Source organism: Bordetella tumulicola (assembly GCF_965138755.1).
GTDB classification, from domain to species: Bacteria; Pseudomonadota; Gammaproteobacteria; order Burkholderiales; family Burkholderiaceae_B; genus Bordetella_A; species Bordetella_A tumulicola.
In genome coordinates, this window is record NZ_CBCSFP010000007.1 from 60,598 (window position 1) to 82,499 (window position 21,902).

General features: G+C 59.1%; 20 protein-coding genes. 8 read left to right on the plus strand and 12 right to left on the minus strand.

Annotated elements, in window-relative coordinates; genetic code table 11:
• The first annotated feature begins 35 nt into the window (after positions 1 to 35).
• The 7 genes from ACNAZS_RS17400 (at position 36) to ACNAZS_RS17430 (ending at position 5,968) form a co-directional block, all read left to right on the plus strand.
• Positions 36 to 1,091, plus strand: coding sequence for a cyclase family protein (locus ACNAZS_RS17400; protein ID WP_415791940.1), 1,056 nt, complete (start codon positions 36 to 38; stop codon positions 1,089 to 1,091).
• A 4-nt stretch (positions 1,092 to 1,095) separates the two neighbouring features.
• Entirely contained in the window at positions 1,096 to 1,779 is a 684-nt protein-coding gene (locus ACNAZS_RS17405) for an amino acid ABC transporter permease (protein ID WP_415791575.1), read from the plus strand.
• A 10-nt stretch (positions 1,780 to 1,789) separates the two neighbouring features.
• The gene (locus ACNAZS_RS17410) at positions 1,790 to 2,461 is read left to right on the plus strand and encodes an amino acid ABC transporter permease (RefSeq protein ID WP_415791577.1); all 672 of its coding nucleotides are present in this window, start codon (positions 1,790 to 1,792) and stop codon (positions 2,459 to 2,461) included.
• 11 nt (positions 2,462 to 2,472) lie between these two features.
• The gene (locus tag ACNAZS_RS17415; RefSeq protein ID WP_415791579.1) at positions 2,473 to 3,201 is read left to right on the plus strand and encodes an amino acid ABC transporter ATP-binding protein; all 729 of its coding nucleotides are present in this window, start codon (positions 2,473 to 2,475) and stop codon (positions 3,199 to 3,201) included.
• 77 nt (positions 3,202 to 3,278) lie between these two features.
• Positions 3,279 to 4,076, plus strand: coding sequence for a transporter substrate-binding domain-containing protein (locus ACNAZS_RS17420; protein ID WP_415791581.1), 798 nt, complete (start codon positions 3,279 to 3,281; stop codon positions 4,074 to 4,076).
• Positions 4,073 to 4,399: an NIPSNAP family protein gene (locus tag ACNAZS_RS17425; protein WP_415791583.1), complete on the plus strand. Its 327-nt coding sequence runs from the start codon at positions 4,073 to 4,075 to the stop codon at positions 4,397 to 4,399. Before ACNAZS_RS17420 ends, ACNAZS_RS17425 begins: the two co-directional genes overlap by 4 nt.
• A gap of 36 nt (positions 4,400 to 4,435) precedes the next feature.
• Positions 4,436 to 5,968 (plus strand): UxaA family hydrolase, encoded by a 1,533-nt coding sequence (locus ACNAZS_RS17430; RefSeq protein ID WP_415791585.1) that lies wholly within the window; start codon positions 4,436 to 4,438, stop codon positions 5,966 to 5,968.
• Between the two features lie 132 nt (positions 5,969 to 6,100).
• Here ACNAZS_RS17430 and ACNAZS_RS17435 read toward each other — a convergent pair whose 3' ends face one another.
• From ACNAZS_RS17435 to ACNAZS_RS17485, 11 genes are all read right to left on the minus strand, one after another.
• On the minus strand, positions 6,101 to 6,841 hold the full coding sequence (locus ACNAZS_RS17435) for a FadR/GntR family transcriptional regulator (RefSeq protein WP_415791587.1): 741 nt from the start codon (positions 6,839 to 6,841) through the stop codon (positions 6,101 to 6,103).
• A 31-nt stretch (positions 6,842 to 6,872) separates the two neighbouring features.
• Positions 6,873 to 8,153 (minus strand): TRAP transporter large permease subunit, encoded by a 1,281-nt coding sequence (locus ACNAZS_RS17440; protein WP_415791589.1) that lies wholly within the window; start codon positions 8,151 to 8,153, stop codon positions 6,873 to 6,875.
• Complete coding sequence (locus tag ACNAZS_RS17445; RefSeq protein WP_415791591.1) at positions 8,150 to 8,713, minus strand: TRAP transporter small permease; 564 nt, start codon at positions 8,711 to 8,713, stop codon at positions 8,150 to 8,152. Before ACNAZS_RS17445 ends, ACNAZS_RS17440 begins: the two co-directional genes overlap by 4 nt.
• Before the next feature lie 10 nt (positions 8,714 to 8,723).
• A complete protein-coding gene (denD, locus tag ACNAZS_RS17450; protein ID WP_415791593.1) occupies positions 8,724 to 9,704 on the minus strand; it encodes a D-erythronate dehydrogenase in 981 nt (326 codons plus the stop codon).
• Positions 9,705 to 9,720: 16 nt separating this feature from the next.
• Positions 9,721 to 10,761: a TRAP transporter substrate-binding protein gene (locus tag ACNAZS_RS17455; protein WP_415791595.1), complete on the minus strand. Its 1,041-nt coding sequence runs from the start codon at positions 10,759 to 10,761 to the stop codon at positions 9,721 to 9,723.
• A 73-nt stretch (positions 10,762 to 10,834) separates the two neighbouring features.
• Positions 10,835 to 11,623 (minus strand): hydroxypyruvate isomerase family protein, encoded by a 789-nt coding sequence (locus ACNAZS_RS17460; protein WP_415791597.1) that lies wholly within the window; start codon positions 11,621 to 11,623, stop codon positions 10,835 to 10,837.
• Positions 11,624 to 11,664: 41 nt separating this feature from the next.
• The gene (locus ACNAZS_RS17465) at positions 11,665 to 12,318 is read right to left on the minus strand and encodes a class II aldolase/adducin family protein (RefSeq protein WP_415791599.1); all 654 of its coding nucleotides are present in this window, start codon (positions 12,316 to 12,318) and stop codon (positions 11,665 to 11,667) included.
• Complete coding sequence (gene otnK / locus ACNAZS_RS17470; protein ID WP_415791601.1) at positions 12,315 to 13,598, minus strand: 3-oxo-tetronate kinase; 1,284 nt, start codon at positions 13,596 to 13,598, stop codon at positions 12,315 to 12,317. The genes ACNAZS_RS17465 and otnK overlap by 4 nt, the downstream gene beginning before the upstream one ends.
• A gap of 226 nt (positions 13,599 to 13,824) precedes the next feature.
• Positions 13,825 to 17,331: a hypothetical protein gene (locus tag ACNAZS_RS17475; protein WP_415791603.1), complete on the minus strand. Its 3,507-nt coding sequence runs from the start codon at positions 17,329 to 17,331 to the stop codon at positions 13,825 to 13,827.
• Between the two features lie 175 nt (positions 17,332 to 17,506).
• A complete protein-coding gene (locus ACNAZS_RS17480; protein WP_415791605.1) occupies positions 17,507 to 17,968 on the minus strand; it encodes a hypothetical protein in 462 nt (153 codons plus the stop codon).
• Positions 17,969 to 18,088: 120 nt separating this feature from the next.
• A complete protein-coding gene (locus ACNAZS_RS17485; RefSeq protein WP_415791607.1) occupies positions 18,089 to 18,880 on the minus strand; it encodes a transglycosylase SLT domain-containing protein in 792 nt (263 codons plus the stop codon).
• A gap of 378 nt (positions 18,881 to 19,258) precedes the next feature.
• Here ACNAZS_RS17485 and ACNAZS_RS17490 point away from each other — a divergent pair, with 378 nt between their 5' ends.
• The gene (locus ACNAZS_RS17490) at positions 19,259 to 20,092 is read left to right on the plus strand and encodes a tetratricopeptide repeat protein (RefSeq protein WP_415791609.1); all 834 of its coding nucleotides are present in this window, start codon (positions 19,259 to 19,261) and stop codon (positions 20,090 to 20,092) included.
• 436 nt (positions 20,093 to 20,528) lie between these two features.
• On the opposite strand, the gene ACNAZS_RS17495 is transcribed toward ACNAZS_RS17490, so the two are convergent.
• The gene (locus ACNAZS_RS17495) at positions 20,529 to 21,869 is read right to left on the minus strand and encodes a type II and III secretion system protein family protein (RefSeq protein ID WP_415791611.1); all 1,341 of its coding nucleotides are present in this window, start codon (positions 21,867 to 21,869) and stop codon (positions 20,529 to 20,531) included.
• Between the last annotated feature and the right edge of the window lie 33 nt (positions 21,870 to 21,902).

A 21,902-nucleotide genomic window follows, 5' to 3' on the forward strand; every position in this document is an offset into this window, starting at 1 on the left:
AGACAACAGTCGTGCACATTAAAACGCCGCCAGGCATTGACCACTCGCCGCGCTGGAAGCAACGACCCTCGGGCTCTAACTGGGGGGATTTCGGCGCCGATGACCAAGCCGGGCGCATGAATCTGGTCACCAGCGAAAAAGTCCTGCAGGGCCTGGCGGAAGTTCGCGAGGGCAGGACTTTCTGCTTGAGCCTGCCGCTGGACTTTCCCGGCGGCAATGCACTGAACGAGAAACGCCATCCTCCCGTGCTGCGTCCTACGCTGCGCAATGGCCATCCCAACATGAATTACCGCATGCGGGACGAACACAGCCATCTTACGGATGTTCTGTGTGACGACCTGGCGATCCTGCATTTGCAATATTCAACGCAATGGGACTCGCTTGCCCATATCGGCCAGTTGTTCGACGCCAACGGTGACGGCATTCCTGAGCCCGTCTTCTACAACGGCTATCGCGCCGGCATCGACATCATCGGCCCGAACGCGGCAGCCGATGCCGGCCTGCCGCCGACCGCAACCGCGCCATCCACGTCGGCGGCCCGCGCGCTGGGTATCGAAAACATGGCTGAGCGCTGTGTGCAGGGACGCGCCGTCATGATCGATCTACGGGCGCACCTGGGCGAACAGCGCACAAGCGTGGGCTATGACGCGCTGATGCGCATCATCGATCACGACAGGCTCGAGATCGAAAGCGGCGACATGGTGTGCCTGCACACCGGCTTTGCCGATGCATTGCTGGCGCAGAACAGGCAACCCAGCGCCGCAGTGCTGAACGGCATCGGCGCAGAACTGGATGGCCGAGACGCCGGGTTGCTGAACTGGATCACCGACAGCGGGCTGGCCGCGCTGATTTCCGACAACGCCGCCGTCGAAGCGCTGCCCGCCGGCCATACCGACGGCTGCTGCGCTGCGCTGCCCTTGCATGAGCACTGCCTGTTCAAGTTGGGCATCCACCTGGGCGAACTGTGGCATCTGACCCCACTGGCAACCCACCTGCGCCGCCAGGGCCGCTACCGGTTCCTGCTGACCGCGCCGCCTCTGCGCCTGCCCGGTGCAGTAGGCTCACCGACGACACCCGTCGCAACGGTGTAACGCCATGGATTACAGCTTCGATTATTCCAGCGTACTGGAGTACTGGCCGCAATTTCTGCATGGCGCATGGCTGAGCATCCAGCTCTCTTTCGGGGCAACCATTCTCGGATTTGCCCTCGGGTCCGTGTGTGCGGCGGCAAGCAACAGCCAATCCCACTGGCTCAAACGCATCGTCAGCATCTACGTCGAGGTCATCCGCAACACGCCATTGCTAGTGCAGCTGTTTCTGACTTATTTCGGTTTGTCGAGTATCGGCCTGCCCCTGTCCGCCACGGTGGCGGCCATGGCCACCCTAGTCATCAACGTTGGCGCCTACACCACCGAAATCATGCGGGCAGGCATGGATTCCGTCAGCCCCGGTCAGATCGAGGCTGCGGAATGCCTGGGCATGTCGCGCCTGCAGACCTACTGGCATGTGATCCTGCGTCCCGCCATGGAGCGCGTTTATCCGGCCCTGACCAGCCAGTTCGTACTGATGATGCTGGCAACGTCGATCACGTCCCAGATTTCGGCCGAAGAACTCACGGCGGTTGCCAACCTGGTGCAGTCGATGACGTATAGGGCTTTCGAGACCTACATGGTGACCGCCGTCATATACCTGTGCCTGGCGCAATTGATGCGGGCCGGCTTCGCGCTGTTGGGGCTGATGCTGTTTCCGCGCCGGCGCAAGCTGGGCACGCCGATCTGAGGGCATGGATATGGGCAACACGAGCTTCAATCTGGCTTATCTAGGGTACATGCTGCAAGGCGCGGCATGGACGGTCGGGCTGTCCGCGATGGGATTCCTCGGCGGCGGGATCCTGGGGGGCATCATCGCGCTGGCGCGCATTTCGCGGCGTACACCGGTGCGCTGGGCGGCCAGCTTGTATATCCAGCTCATCCAGGGCATTCCGCTGCTGATCTTGATGTTCTTGTTCTATTTCGGCCTGGGACTGATGGGTTACAACGTACCACCGCTAGCCGCCGCCGGCGGTGCCATGTCAGTCTACGCCAGCGCCTATCTGGGTGATATCTGGCGCGGCTGCCTGCAAGCGGTGCCGCGCTCGCAATGGGAAGCCGCCGAATGCCTGGGACTGTCTCCAGCGCAGCGCATGGTGTGTGTCATCGTGCCCCAAGCGATGCGGCTGGCTACGCCCAGTACCGTAGGTTTTCTGGTGCAGATAGTGAAAAACACGTCACTGGCTTCAGTGGTGGGCTTCGTCGAGTTGGTACGAGCCGGCCAGATGGTCAACAACACCCTCTACGAGCCCTTCATGGTGTTCAGCCTGATGGCAGTTCTTTATTTTGCCCTGTGCTATCCGCTGTCGCGATGGAGCCATGCACTCGAACGGCGCCTGAAAACCGGCCGCCGCGCGCGTGCGACGGCCTGAGGAAACACGATATGACAACCATCGTCAAAGTAGAGAACATTCACAAATGCTTCGACCAGACTCCGGTACTGAAAGGGGTTTCATTCGAAGTCGCCAAGGGCCAGGTAGTGGCCATTATCGGCAAGAGCGGCTCGGGCAAAAGCACCGCGCTACGCTGCATCGACAGACTGGAATCGATCGACAGCGGTGCCATTACGGTATGCGGCCACCAGTTGCACGACAGCAAGCTCAATCTGAAAACGCTACGTCGCGATGTCGGCATCGTGTTCCAGAGCTACAACCTGTTCCCGCACCTGACGGTCGAACAGAATGTGTCGCTGGCGTTGAAACTCGTGCGCAAGCTTTCCCGCACCGACGCGGCAGTCATCGCCGCCCGCGTGTTGGCTCAAGTCGGCATGGCGGACAAAGCACACAGCTATCCGGAACAGCTTTCTGGCGGGCAGCAACAGCGGGCAGCCATCGCCCGATCGCTCGCCATGGAACCGCAATTGATGCTGTTCGACGAAGTCACTTCAGCACTTGATCCGGAACTGACGGGCGAAGTCCTGCAAGTGATGGAATCACTGGCGCGAGGGGGCATGACCATGATCCTGGTGACCCATGAAATGGGTTTCGCCGAAAAGGTTGCCGACCAGATCATCTATATGCACGAAGGCAAGGTCCACGAAACCGGCGACGCTTCTATTCTGCGTGCGCCGCAAACCCAGGAATTGCGTAAGTTCGTCGGCAGCGGGCTATAGGCGCCGCAGGCTGTCGGACGCGCACGGCTGCACCCGTTACACCCCATACCCATACCCATACATCAGGGAGACAAAACATGTATCAACGTATCGCCAAACGCGCTGTCCAATACGGACTGGCCCTGGGCCTGACGGCCCTGGCCGCGTCAGCGGCGCACGCCGACCTTCTGGCCGACATCCAGAAAGCCAAGAAGATCCGCGTTGCCATCGAGCTCTCGCTACCGCCCTACGGAATGATGGACAGCGAATTAAAGCCCACGGGTTCCGATGTCGAGACCGCGAAGCTGCTGGCCGCCGACCTGGGTGTGCAGCTCGAGATCGTGCCCGTCACCGGGCCGACCCGTATTCCATATCTGCAGACCAACAAAGCCGATGTCGCGATCGCTACCCTATCCATCAGTCCGGCACGCGCGAAAGTGATCGACTTTTCAGTGCCCTATTCTGCGGTACAGATCGTTGTCGCGGCCCCCAAGAGCATGCCGATCAAGGATTTTGCCGATCTCAAGGGCAAATCGATCGCCATCACACGAGGCAATGTCCAGGAGGCGGAACTGATGAAGCGCGCGGTGGGCGCCCAGATCGTTCGCTACGACGACGATGCGACGCTTGTCACCGCGGGCATCACCGGCCAAGCCACCATCGTCTCGACGGCCACGACGCTGCTGCGGGAGATTCAGGAGAAAAATCCCAGTGCCAACCTGGAGACCAAATTCGTGGTGAAGAACTTCGATTTGGGCATCGGCATGCGCAAAGGCGAGCCGGCGTTGCTGGACTGGGTGAACCGGTGGGTAACAGAGAATCGCGCCAATGGAAAGCTCAACGCGATTTTTAAAAAATACAATGACGTCGATCTGCCCGCTGCCAACCAGCCATGATCCACGAACTGCGCATCTATCACTGCGCCCAGGGCCGGCTGCCGGCCCTGCATGCGCGCTTCCAGGACGCCACGCTACCCCTGTGGCAAAAACACGGTGTTCAGGCAATAGGATTCTGGACAACCGTGGTCGGCCCCACCAACCAGGCCTTGACCTTCATGCTGCGCTGGGAAAGCCTTGCCGAGCGCGAGCGCATCTGGAACGCTTTCTCGACCGATCCGCAGTGGTTGCAGGCGCGCGAGCGCTACGAAGCCGAAGGGCCGATCGTGGCCCGCATTGAAAACCAATTGCTCGAACCCACCGTGTACTCGCCGCTGCGCTGACCCGCGGCAACTGACCTGTCCTTCCGGCACCCTTACATGCCCCGCCCTACACCCATCATTCTGCTCCATCCCGATGACGACGTCGCCATCGCCCGCCACCAATTGGTGGCGGGCATGGAATTACCCGCCGCGGATCTCCGGGTTGCCGGGCTGGTTCCGCCTGGCCACAAGATTGCCGTCCGGCCGCTGCCTCAGGGCAGTTCAGTCAAGCGATATAACCAAGTCATCGGCGTGGCTACGCGGAACATCGCCGCCGGCCAGCACGTGCACGTCCACAACTTGGCGATGACCGGACACGGACACGCCGCCATGCCGGCACACCCCCCTGCCCCGATCGTGCCCTATGCGCAGCCCGCGCAGTTCATGGGAATCGTGCGGTCTGACGGACGTGTCGCGACGCGCAACTACATCGGCGTGCTCACCTCGGTGAACTGCTCCGCTACGGTGGCCCGCGCGATCGCGGATCGTTTCCGGCGCGAAATCTATCCGGACGAACTAGCACCCTTCTCCAACGTAGATGGCGTGGTCGCGCTGACCCACGCACAAGGCTGCGCGGTGGATGCCGAGGGAGACGGACTTGCGGTACTGCGCCGCACGCTGGCAGGCTATGCCCGCCAGGCCAATTTCGCCGCGGTCCTTATCGTCGGACTGGGGTGTGAAACCAATCAAATCGCCGGCCTGATGGCAGACTACGACCTGGCCGAAGGACCGGCCCTGCATACGTACACGATCCAGCAAATGGGCGGTACGGCAAAGGCCGTCGACACCGGCATCGCCAGGGTTCGGCAACTGCTGCCCGGCGCCAACCAGGCCACGCGCGAACTCGTTTCCGCCAGTCATCTGGTGGTCGGCCTGCAATGCGGCGGTTCGGACGGCTATTCTGGCATTACCGCCAACCCGGCACTGGGCATGGCCGTGGACACGCTGGTGCGCCATGGCGGCGCGGCGATTCTGTCAGAAACGCCGGAAATCTATGGTGCGGAGCACTTGCTTACGCAGCGGGCCGCCAGCCCTGAAGTCGCAGGAAAACTGCTGGAACGCATTGCATGGTGGGAAGCACACTGTGCGCGATACGGCGCCAACCTGAACAACAACCCCTCGGCCGGCAACAAGGCCGGCGGGCTGACCACTATTCTCGAAAAATCGCTGGGCGCGGTGGCCAAGGGAGGCACCGTGCCGCTAATGCAGGTCTACCAATACGCCGAATCTGTCACGGCCAAGGGCCTGGTTTTCATGGACACCCCCGGATACGATCCCGTGTCGGCCACGGGCCAGGTGGCCGGCGGCGCCAACCTGATCTGTTTCACCACCGGCCGGGGCTCCGCCTACGGCTGCGCGCCTGTACCATCGCTGAAACTGTCGACCAATACCGATCTGTGGCGCCGGCAGCAGGACGACATCGACTTCAACTGCGGCGAAGTGTTGGACGGCACAATGACGCTGGCGCAAGCTGGCGCACACATTTTCCAGGCCATGCTGGACACGGCATCGGGCCGGAAGACCCGAAGCGAGCAACACGGCTACGGCCAGAACGAATTCGTACCCTGGCAGTTGGGAGTAACGACATAGTTATGTTTCGGCCGGCTTGAGTTTGCGCGCAAACGCCCCCGGCGCGAAATCATCTACCGCTATGGCGCTTCATCCGACATGGAAATTTCGGATGCATGTCGGACACGACGGGCGCGCGCATTGCTCTCACGGTCAAACTAGGGGGGCAGCCCCTGCGTCATCAGACTCCGCAGCTGTCAGACGCTGAATCGATGTCTGCATATGCTGCAGCGCCGCCCGGCGGGCGCCCTCCACATCCCGGCGCGCGATGGCGTCCGCAATCGCTGCGTGCTCGGCCTTGACCTGCTGAAAGAAGTCCTCGCGCCGCGCTTCGTGTGTACGTGTGATCGTGATCACGTCACGCAGCACATGCCCGATGAATTCCAATAGTGACGTCAACAACGGATTCTGTGCCGCGTCGGCGATCGCCGCGTGAAACGCCATATCCTCGGCCACACCATCGCAGCCATCGGCCACCGCATCGTCGATACGCCGCAGCGCCCGCTGTATACGTGCGACCTGAGCGTCGTTGCAGCGGGCGGCAGCCAGCGCCGCCATTTCACTCTCCAGACCGCAGCGTACTTCCTGCACGGCTCGCGCCTCGATCTGCCCGCCCAGCGCATCAATGCGAAAGGTATTACGCTTTGGGTTCAGCACAATCGTGCCGCTGCCCTGGCGCGTTTCGACCAGGCCTTCGGACTTCAGACGCGAGATGGCCTCCCGCACCACGGTCCGGCTGACGCCAAACTGCTCGGCGAACTGTGGCTCAGTCGGCAGTCGCGTATTGACGGGATAGGCGCCACCACGGACGAGTCGCATTAATTCCGCGGTCACCCGGTCGGCCAATGTGCCGCCCGCAGGTTTGTTGGCCTCTCCCACTGAGCGCTCACTCATACCCTGGCTCCTGACGATATCAGCCACTATATCAGCCACTAAACCAGCGGGCCGGACCGGTGACCAACACCGGGAAAAGCACTAGTAGGAGCAAGATGATCAGCTCGGCGATCAGGAACGGCCACACGCCCCGCATCACATGATCGACGCGCTGCCTGGTCACCCCTGCCACGACGCTGAGCACGGTGCCCACGGGCGGCGTGATGAGGCTGATGGACATATTAATAATGAACAGAACGCCAAAGTATACGGGATCGATACCCGCCTGTCGCACAATAGGCATCAGCACCGGTGTAAGGATCAGGATGGTCGGCGTCATGTCCATCGCCGTACCCACCACGATCACCAGCAACATGATAGCCAGTAAGAGAAGCGTCGGGTTATCGAGGAACGGTTCCATCAGGTCCGTGATGGCCCCTGGCAAATCCGCCACGGTCACCAACCAGCCGGCGATCGAGGCTGCTGCCACCAGCAGCATCACCACCGACGTCGTACGTGCGGCCGCCATGAACACGGCATATAGCTGTGCGAGCTTCAACTCGCGATAGATCACTGTGGAGACGAACAATGCGTAGACAGCTGCCACCACGGCGGCTTCGGTAGGCGTGAACACACCAAAACGCAAACCGACTATGATGATCACGGGCAGCATCAGGGCCCAGCTCGCCTGCACCGTTGCGCGCCAGAGATCGCGTGCGCTGGCGCGAGATCCGATGGACAGATTGTCCTTGCGCACGCACAGCCACCATGTCACCCACAGCGCCGCCGCGATATAGATACCTGGCATAATGCCCGCGAGAAACAACTTGGTGATCGAGACGTTTGCCGCGACCCCGAAAATAACAAAGCCGATGCTAGGCGGAATCACCGGCCCGATAATGCCCGAGGCCGCGACCAGACCCGCCGATCGCGCCTTGGAGTGACCAGCCTTGATCATCATTGGCACCAGCAGCGCAGACAACGCCGCTGCATCGGCTACCGCCGAGCCCGACAGCGCCGAGAGGATGCAAGCCGCCACGATTGCTACATAACCCAGTCCGCCCTTGACGTGCCCAACGAATACCATGGCCACATCGACGATGCGTCGCGACAGGCCACCTACGTTCATCACCTCGCCAGCCAGCATGAAAAAGGGAATTGCCAGCAGGGGAAAATTATCCGCACCCGCGATGAAATTCTGCGCAATGATCTGCGCATCAAAGATGTCTAGATGCCACATCAGCGCCACAGAGGACACCAGCAGCGCAAATGCGATCGGCATGCCCAGCGCCATCGCGCCCAGCAATGCCCCGACGAATATCAATACGGTCATAGCTGTTTCCTTTCAGCGCGCGCGAGCTCACGCTGCAGGTTATCCAGCTCGGCTTTTTCTTCGGACTCCGTCACCATGACCAGATCCTCGTCACGCATGCGCCCAGACAGCAACCGATACATATCCCACAGCACCAGCGCGCCTGCAGAGATGCTGAAAACAATCCCCACCATGTAGACGATGGCCATCGACCATCCCGTCGCAGGCGCCTCGACGTGCAGGTTGATCAAGGTCTGCTCCCAACTGCCGGACATAAACAACCAGAGCGTGACCAGCATGAGCAATTGACTCACAATCAGGCACAGTTTCTGCCCCACCACCGGCAGGCGGCGAACCAGAACCTCCACTCCTAAGTGTTGACGTTCGCGCAGGGCCACGATGGCGCCCAGGAACACTAACCAGACGAACAGCCAGCGTGACACTTCCTCCGAGCTAGTGATCCCCGAATTCAAGCCATACCGCAGCACGACATTGCCGAACACCAGAACCACCATCCCCACCAGGCATAACACCATCATCAAGCCCAGCATCCGAAAATAACCGTCTATCAGCCTTTTCATGCGTGCTCCTTCAAGCGGGCGTGTGCTGCGTCGCCGAGGGCGTATCACCCACGCGTGCCATATGGGCACGCACAACCGACACATAGTCCTCGTCCGCGACAAAGCCCAATGCACGCGCCCGAACCGCATCGAAATCGTTAGGCCATGACGCCACGATCCGTTCCACCGCGGGATCATGTTCGTAGCGGATCAACTTCGTGATTTCTTCGCCAGCCGCGATGCGCAGCGCATCGATCATGGCCCCTACCGACACCGACAAACCTGGCAGATTCACCGTCCGGTCATTACCCAGTAGCTCGCCATCGAGCGTGAGTGCATGCAAGAGGTTGTCGATCGCGCGATCGGGCGATTGCAACCACATCCGCATTTCGGGTGAAACGGGACATATGGCTTGTATGCCGGCCAGCGGCTCGCGAATGATCCCGCTCGCAAAACTGGAGGCCGCTTTATTCGGCGCGCCGGGCCGCACCGAAATCGTCGGTACCCGTAGCGTGATACCGTCGATGAAGCCTTTACGCGTGTAATCGCCAACCAGCAGCTCGCCAATGACCTTCTGCACGCCGTAGGAACTCTGGGGCAGCGCCCGAGTATCGTCCTGCACCCGCTCGGGCAACTTGCCGCCAAATGCGGCAACCGAACTTGTGAATACGAATCGGGGCTTTGTGCCCAGCGCGCGCACATGCTCAAGCAACGCGCGCGTTGCATCGATATTGACGCGCGTGCCGAGATCAAAATCCGCCTCGGCCTGACCGCTGACGACAGCGGCCAAATGAACAACAGCCTTGGTGTCCGCCGCGATGGCACGTGTGAGCGTCTCGCGGTCACCCACGTCGGCCACCATGCTTTGAACACGGGGGTCCACCACAGGACACGGCACCAGATCGATAGTGACGATACGGGTGACTGGTTGGCCGGCCAGGCCGTTATTCAGCAGGCGGCGTACCAGCATCGATGCCAGGAAACCACCTCCGCCGGTAATGGCGATCTGCATATTGTGACTCCGATGCTTAATTGGAAGTACCGCGAACTTCGTTGATCTCGGCCATCATTTCGGCACCGAGATCACCGCCCAAATCCTTAGAGAATTTGTCGATGACGGGCTGGAGCTTTTCGCGCATACGATTGGACTCTTGCTCCGACAACTGATTGACCTCCATACCGCGCTCCTTCAGCTCCGCCAAAAAGCGCGCTTCGCTTTCGCGCGACACCTTGCGCTGGTATTCGGAAGCTTCCATAGCGGTTTCTTTCAGCAGCGTCTGCTCGTCAGCCGTGAGTTTGTCCCACACACGCTTGCTGACCACCACCACATACGGGGTATAGGTGTGACGGGTAAGGCTCAAGTACTTCTGAACCTCGTTGAACTTAGACGTATTGGTCGTTCCCAGCGGGTTTTCCTGACCGTCCACCGCGCGCGACTCCAGCGCGGTGTACACCTCGGGGAACGGCATCGGCACCGCGTTTGCGCCCAGCGTGTTGAAGGTCTCGATATACACCGGGTTCTGCAACACGCGAATCTTCAGGCCTTGCATGTCTTCAAACTTGGTGATGGGGCTACGGCTGTTGGTGATGCTGCGGAAACCGTTTTCCATCCAGCCCACGACGACCATGCCGTTAGCATTCATCTTCTCGGCAATGGCGTCCCCTACTTTGCCGGCCAGCACAGCGTCGACCTCTTCGGCCGTATTGAACGTGAACGGCAGATCCAGCAGGCCGATCTCACGTACGACGCTCGCGATCGGCGACGAGGTGATGATACCGAGCTCCTGCACACCGCCCTGCACGGCCGAGGTCATCTGCGCATCGCCGCCGATGCTGCCGTTACCATGGATACGCACCTTGATCTTGCCGTCACTACGTTCGGCCAACAACTCCTGCCAGCGCTTGGCACCCAGTGCCGCCGGGTGATCGTCTGCGATCACGTGGCCCAATTTGAAGTTGCGCTGCTTATAGTCAGGCGAGTCGGCGGCGATCGCGCCCGCGGCAAAGCAAGCCGCAACCAGGCCCAGGCTGTAGCGGCTCAGCCGCTGGCGAGAAATGGTGAAATTCATTTGTGGTCTCCTAAGTGCTTATGTTTGGTGATGCCAAGGGTGCTACGTGGTGAAACAGGGTCTGTGGCCCGGCTCAGGCGGCGATGCCCAGTCGGCGCAAATCAGCAAGCCAGCCCAGGCTTTCTGCCGAGGTGCCTGTGGGCTTGTACTCGGCGCCGACATAACCTTGCCAACCCAGGTTGTTAAGCTCGCGCAGCACCTCGACGTAGTTCAACTCGCCCTTGTCCGGCTCACCGCGCACAGGGACCCCGGCGATCTGTACATGACCAATCTTGTCGAAGTGACGGCGCATTCGCGTGATCACATCGCCTTCCTCTACTTGAATGTGATAGCAATCGAACATGATCCGCAGATCACCCAAGCCCTGGCGTTCGATGATATCGGCGGCCTGATCCACGCTATGCAGGAAATACCCAGGCCGATCGCGTCCATTCAGTGGTTCGATCACTAGCATCGAACCACTGCCCTCTGCCCAACGCAACGCACGTTCAAGATTGCGGTGGTAACAGCGACGTGCATCGAGTGCTGGCACATCGCCGGCCAGGCCGGCCATCACGTGGATCGCGGGATTTCCAACGGCTTGAGCGAATGCCAACGTATCGCGCACGGATTTTTCAAACGCGGCCTCATAGCTGGGCAGCGCCGCCAGGCCCCACTGACCGGACCCGCCCCATGGTGTGTTGATGCCGATCATTTTCAGTTGATGTTCGTCGAGCAACGCACGGACCTCGGCCGCCGATGCGTCCTCGTAGGGAAACCAGCACTCCACTGCATCAAAGCCCGCATTCTTTGCTGCGGCAAATCGTTTCACGAAAGGCAGTTCAGTAAAGAGAATCGAAAGGTTGGCGGAAAATTTCAGCATGATGTCCTGACAAGGGAAGATTTGGATGGGATATAGCGCGTTTACCAGCGCACACCAAACGCGGTGCGCAGCTCGTCGATCTGTTGTTCCGTCAACGTGTCGGCACCCGTCATCAGCCACAGGCGCGCCGTTTCTTCCAGCTCTTCGAGCACAGCCATCGCGGCTGCGGGAGATTCGTGCCAGACGTTAGGACCTAACCGGTCCAACATGACGGCACGCAATGGCGCGCCGGCGCGCTGCCCTGCGGCGATGGCGTCGACCACCAGATCGCCGACCTGCGCGTCACCCGGGCGGCAATACGGAATCAGCGGCACATGACCGACCTTCATCACAAAGTACGGTGTGATCGGCGGCACGACATCCGAATCCTGCCACACGCCTTTCAATGTCAGCGCCACCAAATGCGTGCTGTGCGTATGGATCACGCAACGGGCAGCAGGCTCGGCAGCATAGATCCGACGATGCAACACAATAGTCTTGCTGGGACGCGCACCTGCCGGCACACTGCCGGCCGCATCGACACGCACGAGGTCCGCCGGCGTCAGACGACCCAAGCACGCATCTGTGGGCGTGATTAACACACTACCGTCCTCGAGCAGCGCACTAATGTTGCCTGCAGTCGCATGCACATAGCCGCGCTCGAATAACGATCGGCCTACGAAACATATCTCCTCGAGCAATGCAGCCTCGCTCATACGGACGCCTCGTCGTTCAACATCTCAAATGCCTTGATAAAGAAATCATCGCTGCCGAAATTGCCGGACTTCAGCGCCAGATGCATGCCGTCTTCGGATGCCGCCGGGCTGTGCGCATAGCACCACGGCACGCCTGGGTCGATCTGTGGACCGATCTGCATGCGATCGATACCGAGCGCCTGTACGCAAGCACCCGACGTCTCACCGCCCGCGACGATCAACTGCCGCACACCACATTGCACGAGACCTTGCGCCGCGGCGCCCAATGTCCGCTCGACCAGCTCGCCCGCTACCTGCGCCCCCAGCCGCGCCTGCACAGCCTTGACTGATTCGACGTCAGCCGTCGAATACACCATCACGCGCTCGCCTTTAGCCAATCGCAGTTGCGTCCACGCCAATACCTCTGCGACGGGGTCCTTTGCCTGCGCGAGTTGCACAGGGTCCAGTGCCAAAGCAGCACCACCCGCATCGATAAAAGCGCGTATCTGACGCTGCGTGGCAGCCGAACAGCTGCCAGCAAGAATCGCTTGTGCCCCACCGGGTATTGGCAATCGCTGAGCGCTGGCATTAGGTGCAAACCCCCACTGCGCGGGTAGCCCCATCGCCAATCCGGACCCGGCAGTCACCAACGCCATGTCGGCAGTCGCGGCGCCCAATGCCAATAAATCCTCATTGTCGATCGCATCAACAATGGCGATCGACACACCCTCTTGCTCGATCTGTCCGAACCGCTGCTTGATTGCATCAGGTCCTTGACGCACAACACGATGGTCCACCAATCCCACACGCCGCTCACATTGCGCCTGCAGCACCCGCACGAGGTTGGCATCCGTCATAGGCGTCAGTGGATGATGGCGCATGCTGGATTCGCTGAGCAGCACGTCACCCACAAACAGATGCCCCTTGAACACCGAGCGTCCGTTATTGGGAAATGCTGGCGTCGCGATCGTGAACGTGGTGCCCAACGCGTTCATCAACGCCTCCGTTACGGGCCCGATATTGCCCTTGGAAGTGCTGTCGAATGTGGAGCAGTACTTGAAGTAAATCTGTGCCGATGGATTCAGCCTGCGCAACCATTCGCTCGCCTGCACCGACTCTGCAACAGCCTGGGCGCCGGGGGTAGTACGGGACTTCAGCGCTACCACCACGGCGTCGGCATCGATATCTGCCGCGTCCTTCGGCACGCCGATTGTTTGCACGACACGCATACCCGCACGGACCAGATTGTTGGCCACGTCCGTCGCACCCGTGAAGTCGTCTGCGATACACCCAAGTCGCATTATGTCCCCTATTATTGGATATTTGCGATAGTGATATTACGTATTCGTATGATGTTTTAGAAACTAGGGCAAACCCTAGCCCTGCGGCCCTCGGCGAATGCCGCGGCGAACAGAACGCAGAAATGCAAAACGCCAACCCCGAAGGGTTGGCGTATGGGTCAGGTTGGTTCCTAAGTATTCACCACAATCTCGAGCAGAAACCAGATCAGCTGAATTCGCGCAAAGATCAAGACAACCCGCCCTGCCCCTCCATATCGGTATTCAGGTTATCGCCATCGCCTTTGTAGTCCTCGTGATTGTCCTCATCCAGACCGAAGGTTGAGGAGAACTGCCCGCGTTCCTCGGCTTTCTTGCCGCTCTCACTATCCCAATAACTCAGGAAGTGATCCACTTCCTCATCGCGGTAATCGAAGATGCTGATGCCGTCCGGTGCATCCCGCTGGCCATAGCTGGCCATATAGCTATCCAGGAAGCGGAATTTGTCCAACCCGTCCTCGGTTAAGAGACCCTGATCGTTCAACTGGGTCATGAACTCCTGCATGTCTGCACGGTAACTGTCGATCTGGTTGGTCTTCTTGATGTCGTTGATGATGTCGGGAATGACCGTCGCGATGGATAACACCGCGGAGACAAGGAAGGATGGCGCCGCAGCGACCTTGACGAACTGCAGGCTCTTGAGCAGACCCAGTGAAGACGCGACGCCGCCCGCCAGACCAAAGCCGCCAGCAGCGACCTGAAGCGCACCCTTGGCCGTCGTGGTATCGTCGCCGGACGCCAGCCCCTTCTTGATGGTCAGCGCCCCAATGGCGATGTCCGCCGCCCCCACAAACGTATCGGCGCCAGCACTGGCCACCAGGAGATATGCCGAGGCCCCCTTGTGCAATCCACTGGCCGGGCTACCGTCCGGCCCCTTGACGCCGGGCCGGGTCTGAATCCCCTCCTCAACCGCCTTGATGATTTTATTGCCTTCCTTCTCGTCGATCTCGAACTCACCCATCCGGTTTTCGTAGGTTTCTCGGTTCGTCGAACTCGACAACGCGTTATCCACCGCGTCGTAGAAACCAGCGTAGTTGTTGTGTGCTCCGGCGGGCGTGGTTGCAGAGGGGCTTCTCAGCAGATCGTCCAGCGTCTTGTCCAAACCCAGCAACGACCGCGCCGGCTGCTTTTTCATTGCGTCGATTTCGGCCTGAGTCTTTACTTCGCGCGTTTCGTCCTCAAGCGGGTTCGGCCCGTCTCCCTCTCTCGGCGCATCGCTGGCAACGTATTTCTTGTCGATCGACTCGTTAAACTCGATGACGCCTTTGTTGTGCTCACCGATGATATGGTTACCCAGATCGGCGAAGTGCTTGCCGGCACCGACGAAGCTGACAAAATCCTTGGCGATAGCCAGCCGTTCTTCAGGCGTGTCGGCCAGTGTTCCACCCTTTCCTGCCAGCTGATAAATTCCCGAGGCCAGTGAAACCATGCCGCCCAGTGAGCCGATGACGCCAGCCTTGGTCATGGTTTCGAAGAAGGCGCGCCCACCACCCTCCTCAAGGCCCTTGTATTTGCCGCTGCCGATGATTTTCTCGACATCCTTTGTCGTCACTTCGCCGGTATGCGAATATTTCGCGCCGAGCTCGGCCATTGCCTGCGCAAATTCTTTACTGGTCTTTTTGTCGCCCAGCATGCTTTCTAAGAATTTCTGTGCTTCGGCTGCGCGGCGCCCCAGATCAAGCCCTGCCTTCTTGATCAGCGTCAACAGCATCTTGCCCACATCAGAACCGGCAAGGGTCAGGTTTTCTTCGCTGATCTTGCTTGGATCAGCCATCAGCGCGTCTAGCTCCATCGTCATGCTGTCGATCTGCATGTTCTGGGCAAACTTGGCCGCGGCTTCTGGGTCGGCTGCCAAAAGTGACGTATACGTCGAGGAGATGTCATCCTCGGCCACTTGCTTCATCTTGGGATCCTTGCTGAGCTCCTGGATGTACTTCGCATACTCCGAGCTCTCTGCCATCTCCTTCAGTTCTTGGACAACCTTGTCGCCACCTTCGACCTTACCGAGCGCAGTCTTGCGGGCTGCAGTAATGTCCTTGGTCACCGCCTCGGACTTCATCAGTTCCGCGATCTGTTCATCGACCTTGGCACTGTCGATGATGCCTTCCATGTCGCTGCCCGTGACAGCGCGGGTCGTGACACCCTCGCTAATGTTCAGCGTATACATCTGCGCGCCATTATCAACAAACGCGCCAGCCTTCATCGCGTTGTAGAGCTTCGCACGGTCATCATCGGCCTTGATCGAGCCGTCCTCGATGCCGGTTTTCCAATCGGACATGACCTGCTGCCAGGCGGATTCGGTCACCGTCAGGTTCTTGCCGTCGGCGCCTTTGTCCGAGGTCATCAGCTGTGTGACGTCCTGCTTGTCCATCGGCGGCAGGCCGGCTTCCTCGCGTGCTTTATTGACGGCGTCGATGCGTTCCTTTTCGGCCGCGTCCTCATGCTTGGGAGTGATTTCGTCGGGCATCTCGCCCTTCAATGCGTCAAAACCGTATTTACCGAAATCCTGCAGCCGGGCAGCCTCGGTATTGGTCTTGGCTCGGCCTTCAGGATCAAAGCCGTTGATCTTGCCATCGCTGGTCCCGCCAGTCGAGTTCCCTGTGGCATCATAAGTCTCGATATGCTTCAGAACCTGCTCGGCGCGGAAGGCGGCATCGGCGTCATTCTCGAAATCGCCAACCTGTTCCTTCAGCATGTCCTTGACACCGGACTGGTTACCCAGATCCTTCAGCAACGGATTGTTTTCGATAATGTCCTTGGCGCTGCGCTTGTCCGTTTCGGGACGCTCCCAATGGATGCCGAGAGCTTCGGCCTTGGCGCGCGCGTCCTTGTCATCGGCAGCGTTTCCGCTGTCACGAATCTTGCCCTTCAGGCTTTCGAAACCATATTTGCCAAAGTCTTGCAGACGCCCAGCCTCGGTGCCATGATCCGCCTCGCCACTCTTACGGAATCCGTTGATTTCGCCGTTCCCAACGTCCCTGCTGGCAACGCGATTTCCATCCTCATCGTATTGCTCGATGTGTTCTAGCACCTGCGCAGCACGGTGCGCCGCATCAGGATCGTTTTCGAAATCTCCGACCCGCTCTTTCAGCATCTCCTTGACGTGACTTTGATTGCCAAGGTTCTTCAGCAACGGGTTCTTATCGATGATGTCCTTGGCGGTTCTATCGTCACCCTCTGGCAGTTCCCATTCGATACCCAGGGCCTCAGCCTGCTCTCGAGCCTTGGGATCCTCGGATGCGCTTTCGATATGTTGCAGCTCACCCTTGAGGTTGGCGAAACCGTATTTACCGAAATCCTGCAGCCGCCCGGCCTCGGTCCCGTTATAAGCCTCGTTGTCCTTGGAGAATCCGTTTATCTCGCCATTGCCGATGTCGTCGCCAACCAGGCGCTTTCCGTCACCACCGAAGCGCTCGATATGTTCCAGCACCTGCACGGCGCGGTAGGTCGCGTCGGCATCCACGCCGATCTTGCCGTTCACACGCTTTTCTAACGACTCGCGCACGCCCGCTTGATTGCCAAGGTTCTTCAGCAGCTCGCTGTCGTCCAGAATTTCCTTCGCTGTACGCTTATCGTCTTCGGGACGCTCCCAACGGATACCGGCTTCCTTTGCCTGCTCCTTCGCCTCGTCCCAGGCTTTGGTGTTGTTAGGATCGACCGATTTGGGATCAACGGGGGCAGACGCGACTTTCGACATGAGAACGTTCCTGGGCAATAAGGGGTTAACGTAGCTTGCTGAAAAAACTAAACCATCTCGATGACACAGCCGTGACGCATCGACTCGGCCGTCTTCTGCTAGCAAGTCTTTTCTGCCGCATACATCACGGCAGGACAGCGTCGCCGCCCTGCTTGCGGCCGCACTCTGAGATCAGTTACTGCGGGCGCTGCTTGCTGGCATCCAGCGAGGCCTTCTTCTCGGTCGTGACCTTGGTCACCTCGGCGGACATCGCGATGGCGCGATCAAAAGCGTCGCTCATTTTGGCCAAGGCCTCTTCCGCGGTACCCGTCATGCCGCCCTCAGCCGCCCACTCGAAGTTCCAGACTCCCGACAAACCATCGGTACCGGCCACGTCATGGGTTTCCACGGCGGTAAAGATGGCCTCGTGACGAACCATATAGGCGGCAGCCGACTGCACATCCTTGGGCACGTCACCGCTCTTGTTATCGGCCAAGTCTTTCAATTCCTGGATATTGATTGCTGACTTGCCCTTACCTTTCAGATAATCGACCAAAATCTGACTGGACTTGGCCGAATCAAGATACTGGTCGAATTGCGACGAAGGCTGGTTCTGCGAGGGCTGGACGACACCCGCGTTTGGCATGGCTACTGACATTTGAACTCTCCACACAAAGTTTTAAAAAATTCGGCCAGTCGATATGGCCCTCGGAAATATGTCCTTGATGGCGCAACCAGAAAAGGCCGGGAATTGAAATGAATATCCTGCGAAAAAAATCTAGTACAACTGGTTTCCGCCGGGGAACCCATCGGGCATGACATTGCCTTGATCAAGCATCTCGCGATAGAAATTCACCTTTTCTACATAATTCTTCGTACCGAATCCTGTCGTGGAAATGGAAGCATCGGTCATATCAACGGAAAGAGGGCCCGAGTTATATGCGCGCAGTGCAAAATCCCAATCGCCGAACTGGTCGTGCATTTCTTTGAGATACATTGCGCCCGCCATGATATTGGAGCGCGCATCGGAACTGTCGCCTGTGATCAAGTCCGGATTCTTCGCCTTCATATCGGCAAACGTTTCCGGATTCAGTTGCATCAAACCGGAATCCGTCATTCCGTTTTCCCCGTTGACCGAACCGGCCGACACGACTCCTTTCGACTCGTCCCAGATCACTGCCGCAAGTAGATTCGGCGCAATACCCGTCGCCTCCGAGGCCGCAAGAATCTCATCCCGGAAAGGCTCCAATTGCGGATTCAAATTCGAGCTCAACGCCTTGCTGTCGCCAGAACCTTCCTTGGTAGGCGGTTGCGCCTGATCTGCGGCACCGTCGCCACGAGGGGCGGTTACGCCGGGCTGTTCCACCGCGTTGTTTTCCTGCGGAATCTCTGACGGAGAAACACCGGCATCGGGTACCTCTATGCCCATCGCCTGCATCGTCGTACGTGCTACTTCCAACTCAGCCTCGAAATGCTTGCGCAGCGCGTCGTCTGTCGCCGCATTGAGACGTTCTGTACGGTCAGCGTGGAAAGCCTGCCATCCGCCAATGGAATCCGTTCCTGCCTGCATATCACTCTCCCGATGAAGCGAGGGATCTCGATACCGTCACGCCATACTCAAGTTAAACCATCGAGTTGAAATAGCAATACGACGTTTGTTGCCTTGAGCCTGACGTGCGCCTTGATCCGTAAACAGTCGAAGCGTGGCGTTTCCTATAGCCACCAAACCCCTACCGCATTACCAGCAAATTAGCGTACCCGCATGACGCCACTATGACGCATGTAGTGGTCCAATCAAGCTTCATCATGGCTATACAGATACTGCGGTAGCCATGTTTTTATATGACGCGAAAGCCGTCGTCCGCGTGCACCTGTCATGCACACGTCATTGAAAAGTCATTCAATGCATGGTTGGTTTATGCATGGAATACATAGTATGGGAATACAGATGCTCCGCCTCTTTGCTGCGATACCAGCCGTAGTGCTGATTACAGGCTGCGCCGGCCATCTGTTTGCTGATAAAGCAGAAAACCGCCTGACCACACTGGCGGCGGAACTCGACCAGAAAGGGGACACGACATCCGCCATCGCACTGTACGAACGCGCCGCGATGGCGATGCCAAACAATCCCGATATCCTGCTTGCGTTGGGCCGCGCGTATTTGCGCAATAACGATCCCCAATCGGCCACCACCGCCTTCCAGCAGGTCTACCGGCTGCAAGAAGGTGCCCCCCGAGCCCTGCTTGGACTAGGCCAAGCGGCGCTCATGGAGGGCAGAGTCAAGCGTGCCAGTGATCTCATTGCGCAGGCGGCGCCTGCGCTAAATACGTTCGGCGCCTACAACTTGCTGGGCATCAGCCGCACCTTGAACGGAGAAATGGATGCCGCCATGTCCGCGTTCCAGAGCGCGCAGCGGCTTGCGCCAGCCAATCTGGAAATCAAGACCAACGAGGCATTAGCCTACGCGCTGTCCGGGCAACCGGCGATCGCCATCGAGCAAGTATCGGCAGTCACCACATCACCATTGGCCGAAATACACCATACGCGGCGGGCGATTCTCATTCTGATGCTGGCCGGAGACGACAAGCAGGCCATCGCCTTGACACACGAACTCCCAAAATCCGAACGTGCTTCGCTGATAAGTCGTGCCGAACACATCCGTGACTTGCCTACTGTTGCGGAAAAGGCGGCCGCCATCGGGATCACGGCCTCACTGAGGACTCCCGTCCCGGCTAGCAGCATATCCCCGCCATCATCCAAAGACTCACCCGCTGCACAGTGACCCCATCCGCCTTGAGCATGACTCCGTTTGCGACGACAATGCCGGGCATTCACCGTGCTAGTTCGAAACGCCGGATTCAGTGCTCTGTTGATCCGGTGGGCCATCTTGTATACCCCCCAAGTAACGTTCCACGGCGGCGGCGGCCGGCGCCACAAAAGCCGGCCCCATTTCGCGCCCCTGCAGCAGATCTCTTTTGTCGGCGACCATACCCAATAAATTCAGGGCATTAGCGCAACCAGGCGGTAAAAACCCGCCTGGCCGCATACCCACATCTGACAAACATGCACGGGGAAGATAGCCAATATCACCCCCGGGGCCAACCACGCCCACATACCTCGGCGAATAACTCGTTTCAGACATTGTCGTGCAGCCAAGCATGCTGCTCAGCGCAGCAGCGCAAATGATGTTCCGGACACCCGTCTTCATCACATTTCTCTCAGAATACATAAAAGCCGAAATCCAGCGCGTTGCGCCGGACTGCGGCGGTGCTACCGGCGGCCAGAATGGCGGGGTTCTCGCTGTCCGGATCCAGCGGCGTCGCACTGGCCTGGTTGGAAACCGGACGCACCAGATAGGGCGTAATCAGAATCACCAATTCGGTCTCATTGCGTTGGAAACGCTTGGATCGGAACAGATTGCCCAGGATAGGGATGTCACCGAGTAAAGGCATTTGATCAGCATCCGTGGAGCTATCGCGCTGGAACAGGCCCGCAATCGCAAAGGTCTGCCCGCTGGCGACTTCAACCTGCGTGTCCGCTCTTCGCACCCGGAATTCCGGCACCCTTACTCCAGCGATCTCCACGATCGCCGTCCCGGCCAGTGTACTGACCTCGGGTTTGACCTGCAGCGATATTCTATTGTTGGGCAGCAGGGTCGGCGTGAACTCCAGCGACACCCCATAGGATTTATATTCAATGCCGACCATATCGCTGGTAACGGGCACCGGCACCGGAATTTCACCACCAGCCAGGAAGCTCGCCGAACGCCCCGTCACGGTGGTGATGTTCGGCTCTGCGAGGATTTCCAGCACCCCGTTGCTCTGCAAAGCATCCAGGATAAGATCGACATTGGCGCTGCTCGAACTGAATCCGCCGGTCGCCGTGTTGGTAGCACCAGTACTCCCGGACAGCGGGCCGCCCGTGATCAGCCCGAAAGTGAACGACCCGGAATTGATCAATGCCTGCCAATTCACGCCGTAGCTCAGTAGTTCTCGGCGCGAGACTTCGGCAAAGCGCACCCGCAAATTGATCTGTTGCAAATTCGCTTGCGTCATCATGTTCACCGCCTCGACGCCTTCGGACGCGTGCCCATCAAGTAGGGCATTCTGCCCTACGCCTTCGTCCAAATCATCGACTTCGCCTCTGGCGACGATGCGGTGGCCGCGGACATTTTCCCGTACATTTCCTGCCAGCCCGACACCGACCTGCACTCTCGCATTCGCGACCACGTTGTGCTGCGCATCCAGGGCCGTCACGCGCGTGGTGCCGACGTTCTTGCCAAACAGATACGCTGAGGTGGTGCTGACCATTTCTACATCCGCAATATTTTCGTTCGCGACCATCACTGAGCTGACAGGACGATCGAAACGAATGATCAGCCCATCGTCCTTGCCAACCGTCCAACCAGTCTGCGCCGCGATCACCGTCGCGACGGGCGCCATCGACCCACTAATAAATACCAGCACGACCAGCAGCAGCCGAACGGCCGCCAGCCAGCGTTTTCCAAACACCGAATTCGCTTGCTCGCTTGTTTTTTTTCTACTGTTCGGAAACGCCATGAAGTCTTCCCTATGCCAATAAATAGTTCACGC

What these genes read in the sequence shown, in the direction of transcription:
- ACNAZS_RS17405 (WP_415791575.1), top strand. Translation starts at nt 1,096, where the DNA reads ATGGATTACAGCTTCGATTATTCCAGCGTACTGGAGTACTGGCCGCAA.
- ACNAZS_RS17455 (WP_415791595.1), bottom strand. Translation starts at nt 10,761, where the DNA reads ATGAATTTCACCATTTCTCGCCAGCGGCTGAGCCGCTACAGCCTGGGC.
- ACNAZS_RS17460 (WP_415791597.1), bottom strand. Translation starts at nt 11,623, where the DNA reads ATGCTGAAATTTTCCGCCAACCTTTCGATTCTCTTTACTGAACTGCCT.
- ACNAZS_RS17435 (WP_415791587.1), bottom strand. Translation starts at nt 6,841, where the DNA reads ATGAGTGAGCGCTCAGTGGGAGAGGCCAACAAACCTGCGGGCGGCACA.
- otnK (WP_415791601.1), bottom strand. Translation starts at nt 13,598, where the DNA reads ATGCGACTTGGGTGTATCGCAGACGACTTCACGGGTGCGACGGACGTG.
- ACNAZS_RS17480 (WP_415791605.1), bottom strand. Translation starts at nt 17,968, where the DNA reads ATGTCAGTAGCCATGCCAAACGCGGGTGTCGTCCAGCCCTCGCAGAAC.
- ACNAZS_RS17410 (WP_415791577.1), top strand. Translation starts at nt 1,790, where the DNA reads ATGGGCAACACGAGCTTCAATCTGGCTTATCTAGGGTACATGCTGCAA.
- ACNAZS_RS17485 (WP_415791607.1), bottom strand. Translation starts at nt 18,880, where the DNA reads ATGCAGGCAGGAACGGATTCCATTGGCGGATGGCAGGCTTTCCACGCT.
- ACNAZS_RS17495 (WP_415791611.1), bottom strand. Translation starts at nt 21,869, where the DNA reads ATGGCGTTTCCGAACAGTAGAAAAAAAACAAGCGAGCAAGCGAATTCG.
- ACNAZS_RS17420 (WP_415791581.1), top strand. Translation starts at nt 3,279, where the DNA reads ATGTATCAACGTATCGCCAAACGCGCTGTCCAATACGGACTGGCCCTG.
- ACNAZS_RS17430 (WP_415791585.1), top strand. Translation starts at nt 4,436, where the DNA reads ATGCCCCGCCCTACACCCATCATTCTGCTCCATCCCGATGACGACGTC.
- denD (WP_415791593.1), bottom strand. Translation starts at nt 9,704, where the DNA reads ATGCAGATCGCCATTACCGGCGGAGGTGGTTTCCTGGCATCGATGCTG.
- ACNAZS_RS17415 (WP_415791579.1), top strand. Translation starts at nt 2,473, where the DNA reads ATGACAACCATCGTCAAAGTAGAGAACATTCACAAATGCTTCGACCAG.
- ACNAZS_RS17425 (WP_415791583.1), top strand. Translation starts at nt 4,073, where the DNA reads ATGATCCACGAACTGCGCATCTATCACTGCGCCCAGGGCCGGCTGCCG.
- ACNAZS_RS17475 (WP_415791603.1), bottom strand. Translation starts at nt 17,331, where the DNA reads ATGTCGAAAGTCGCGTCTGCCCCCGTTGATCCCAAATCGGTCGATCCT.
- ACNAZS_RS17465 (WP_415791599.1), bottom strand. Translation starts at nt 12,318, where the DNA reads ATGAGCGAGGCTGCATTGCTCGAGGAGATATGTTTCGTAGGCCGATCG.
- ACNAZS_RS17490 (WP_415791609.1), top strand. Translation starts at nt 19,259, where the DNA reads ATGCTCCGCCTCTTTGCTGCGATACCAGCCGTAGTGCTGATTACAGGC.
- ACNAZS_RS17445 (WP_415791591.1), bottom strand. Translation starts at nt 8,713, where the DNA reads ATGAAAAGGCTGATAGACGGTTATTTTCGGATGCTGGGCTTGATGATG.
- ACNAZS_RS17440 (WP_415791589.1), bottom strand. Translation starts at nt 8,153, where the DNA reads ATGACCGTATTGATATTCGTCGGGGCATTGCTGGGCGCGATGGCGCTG.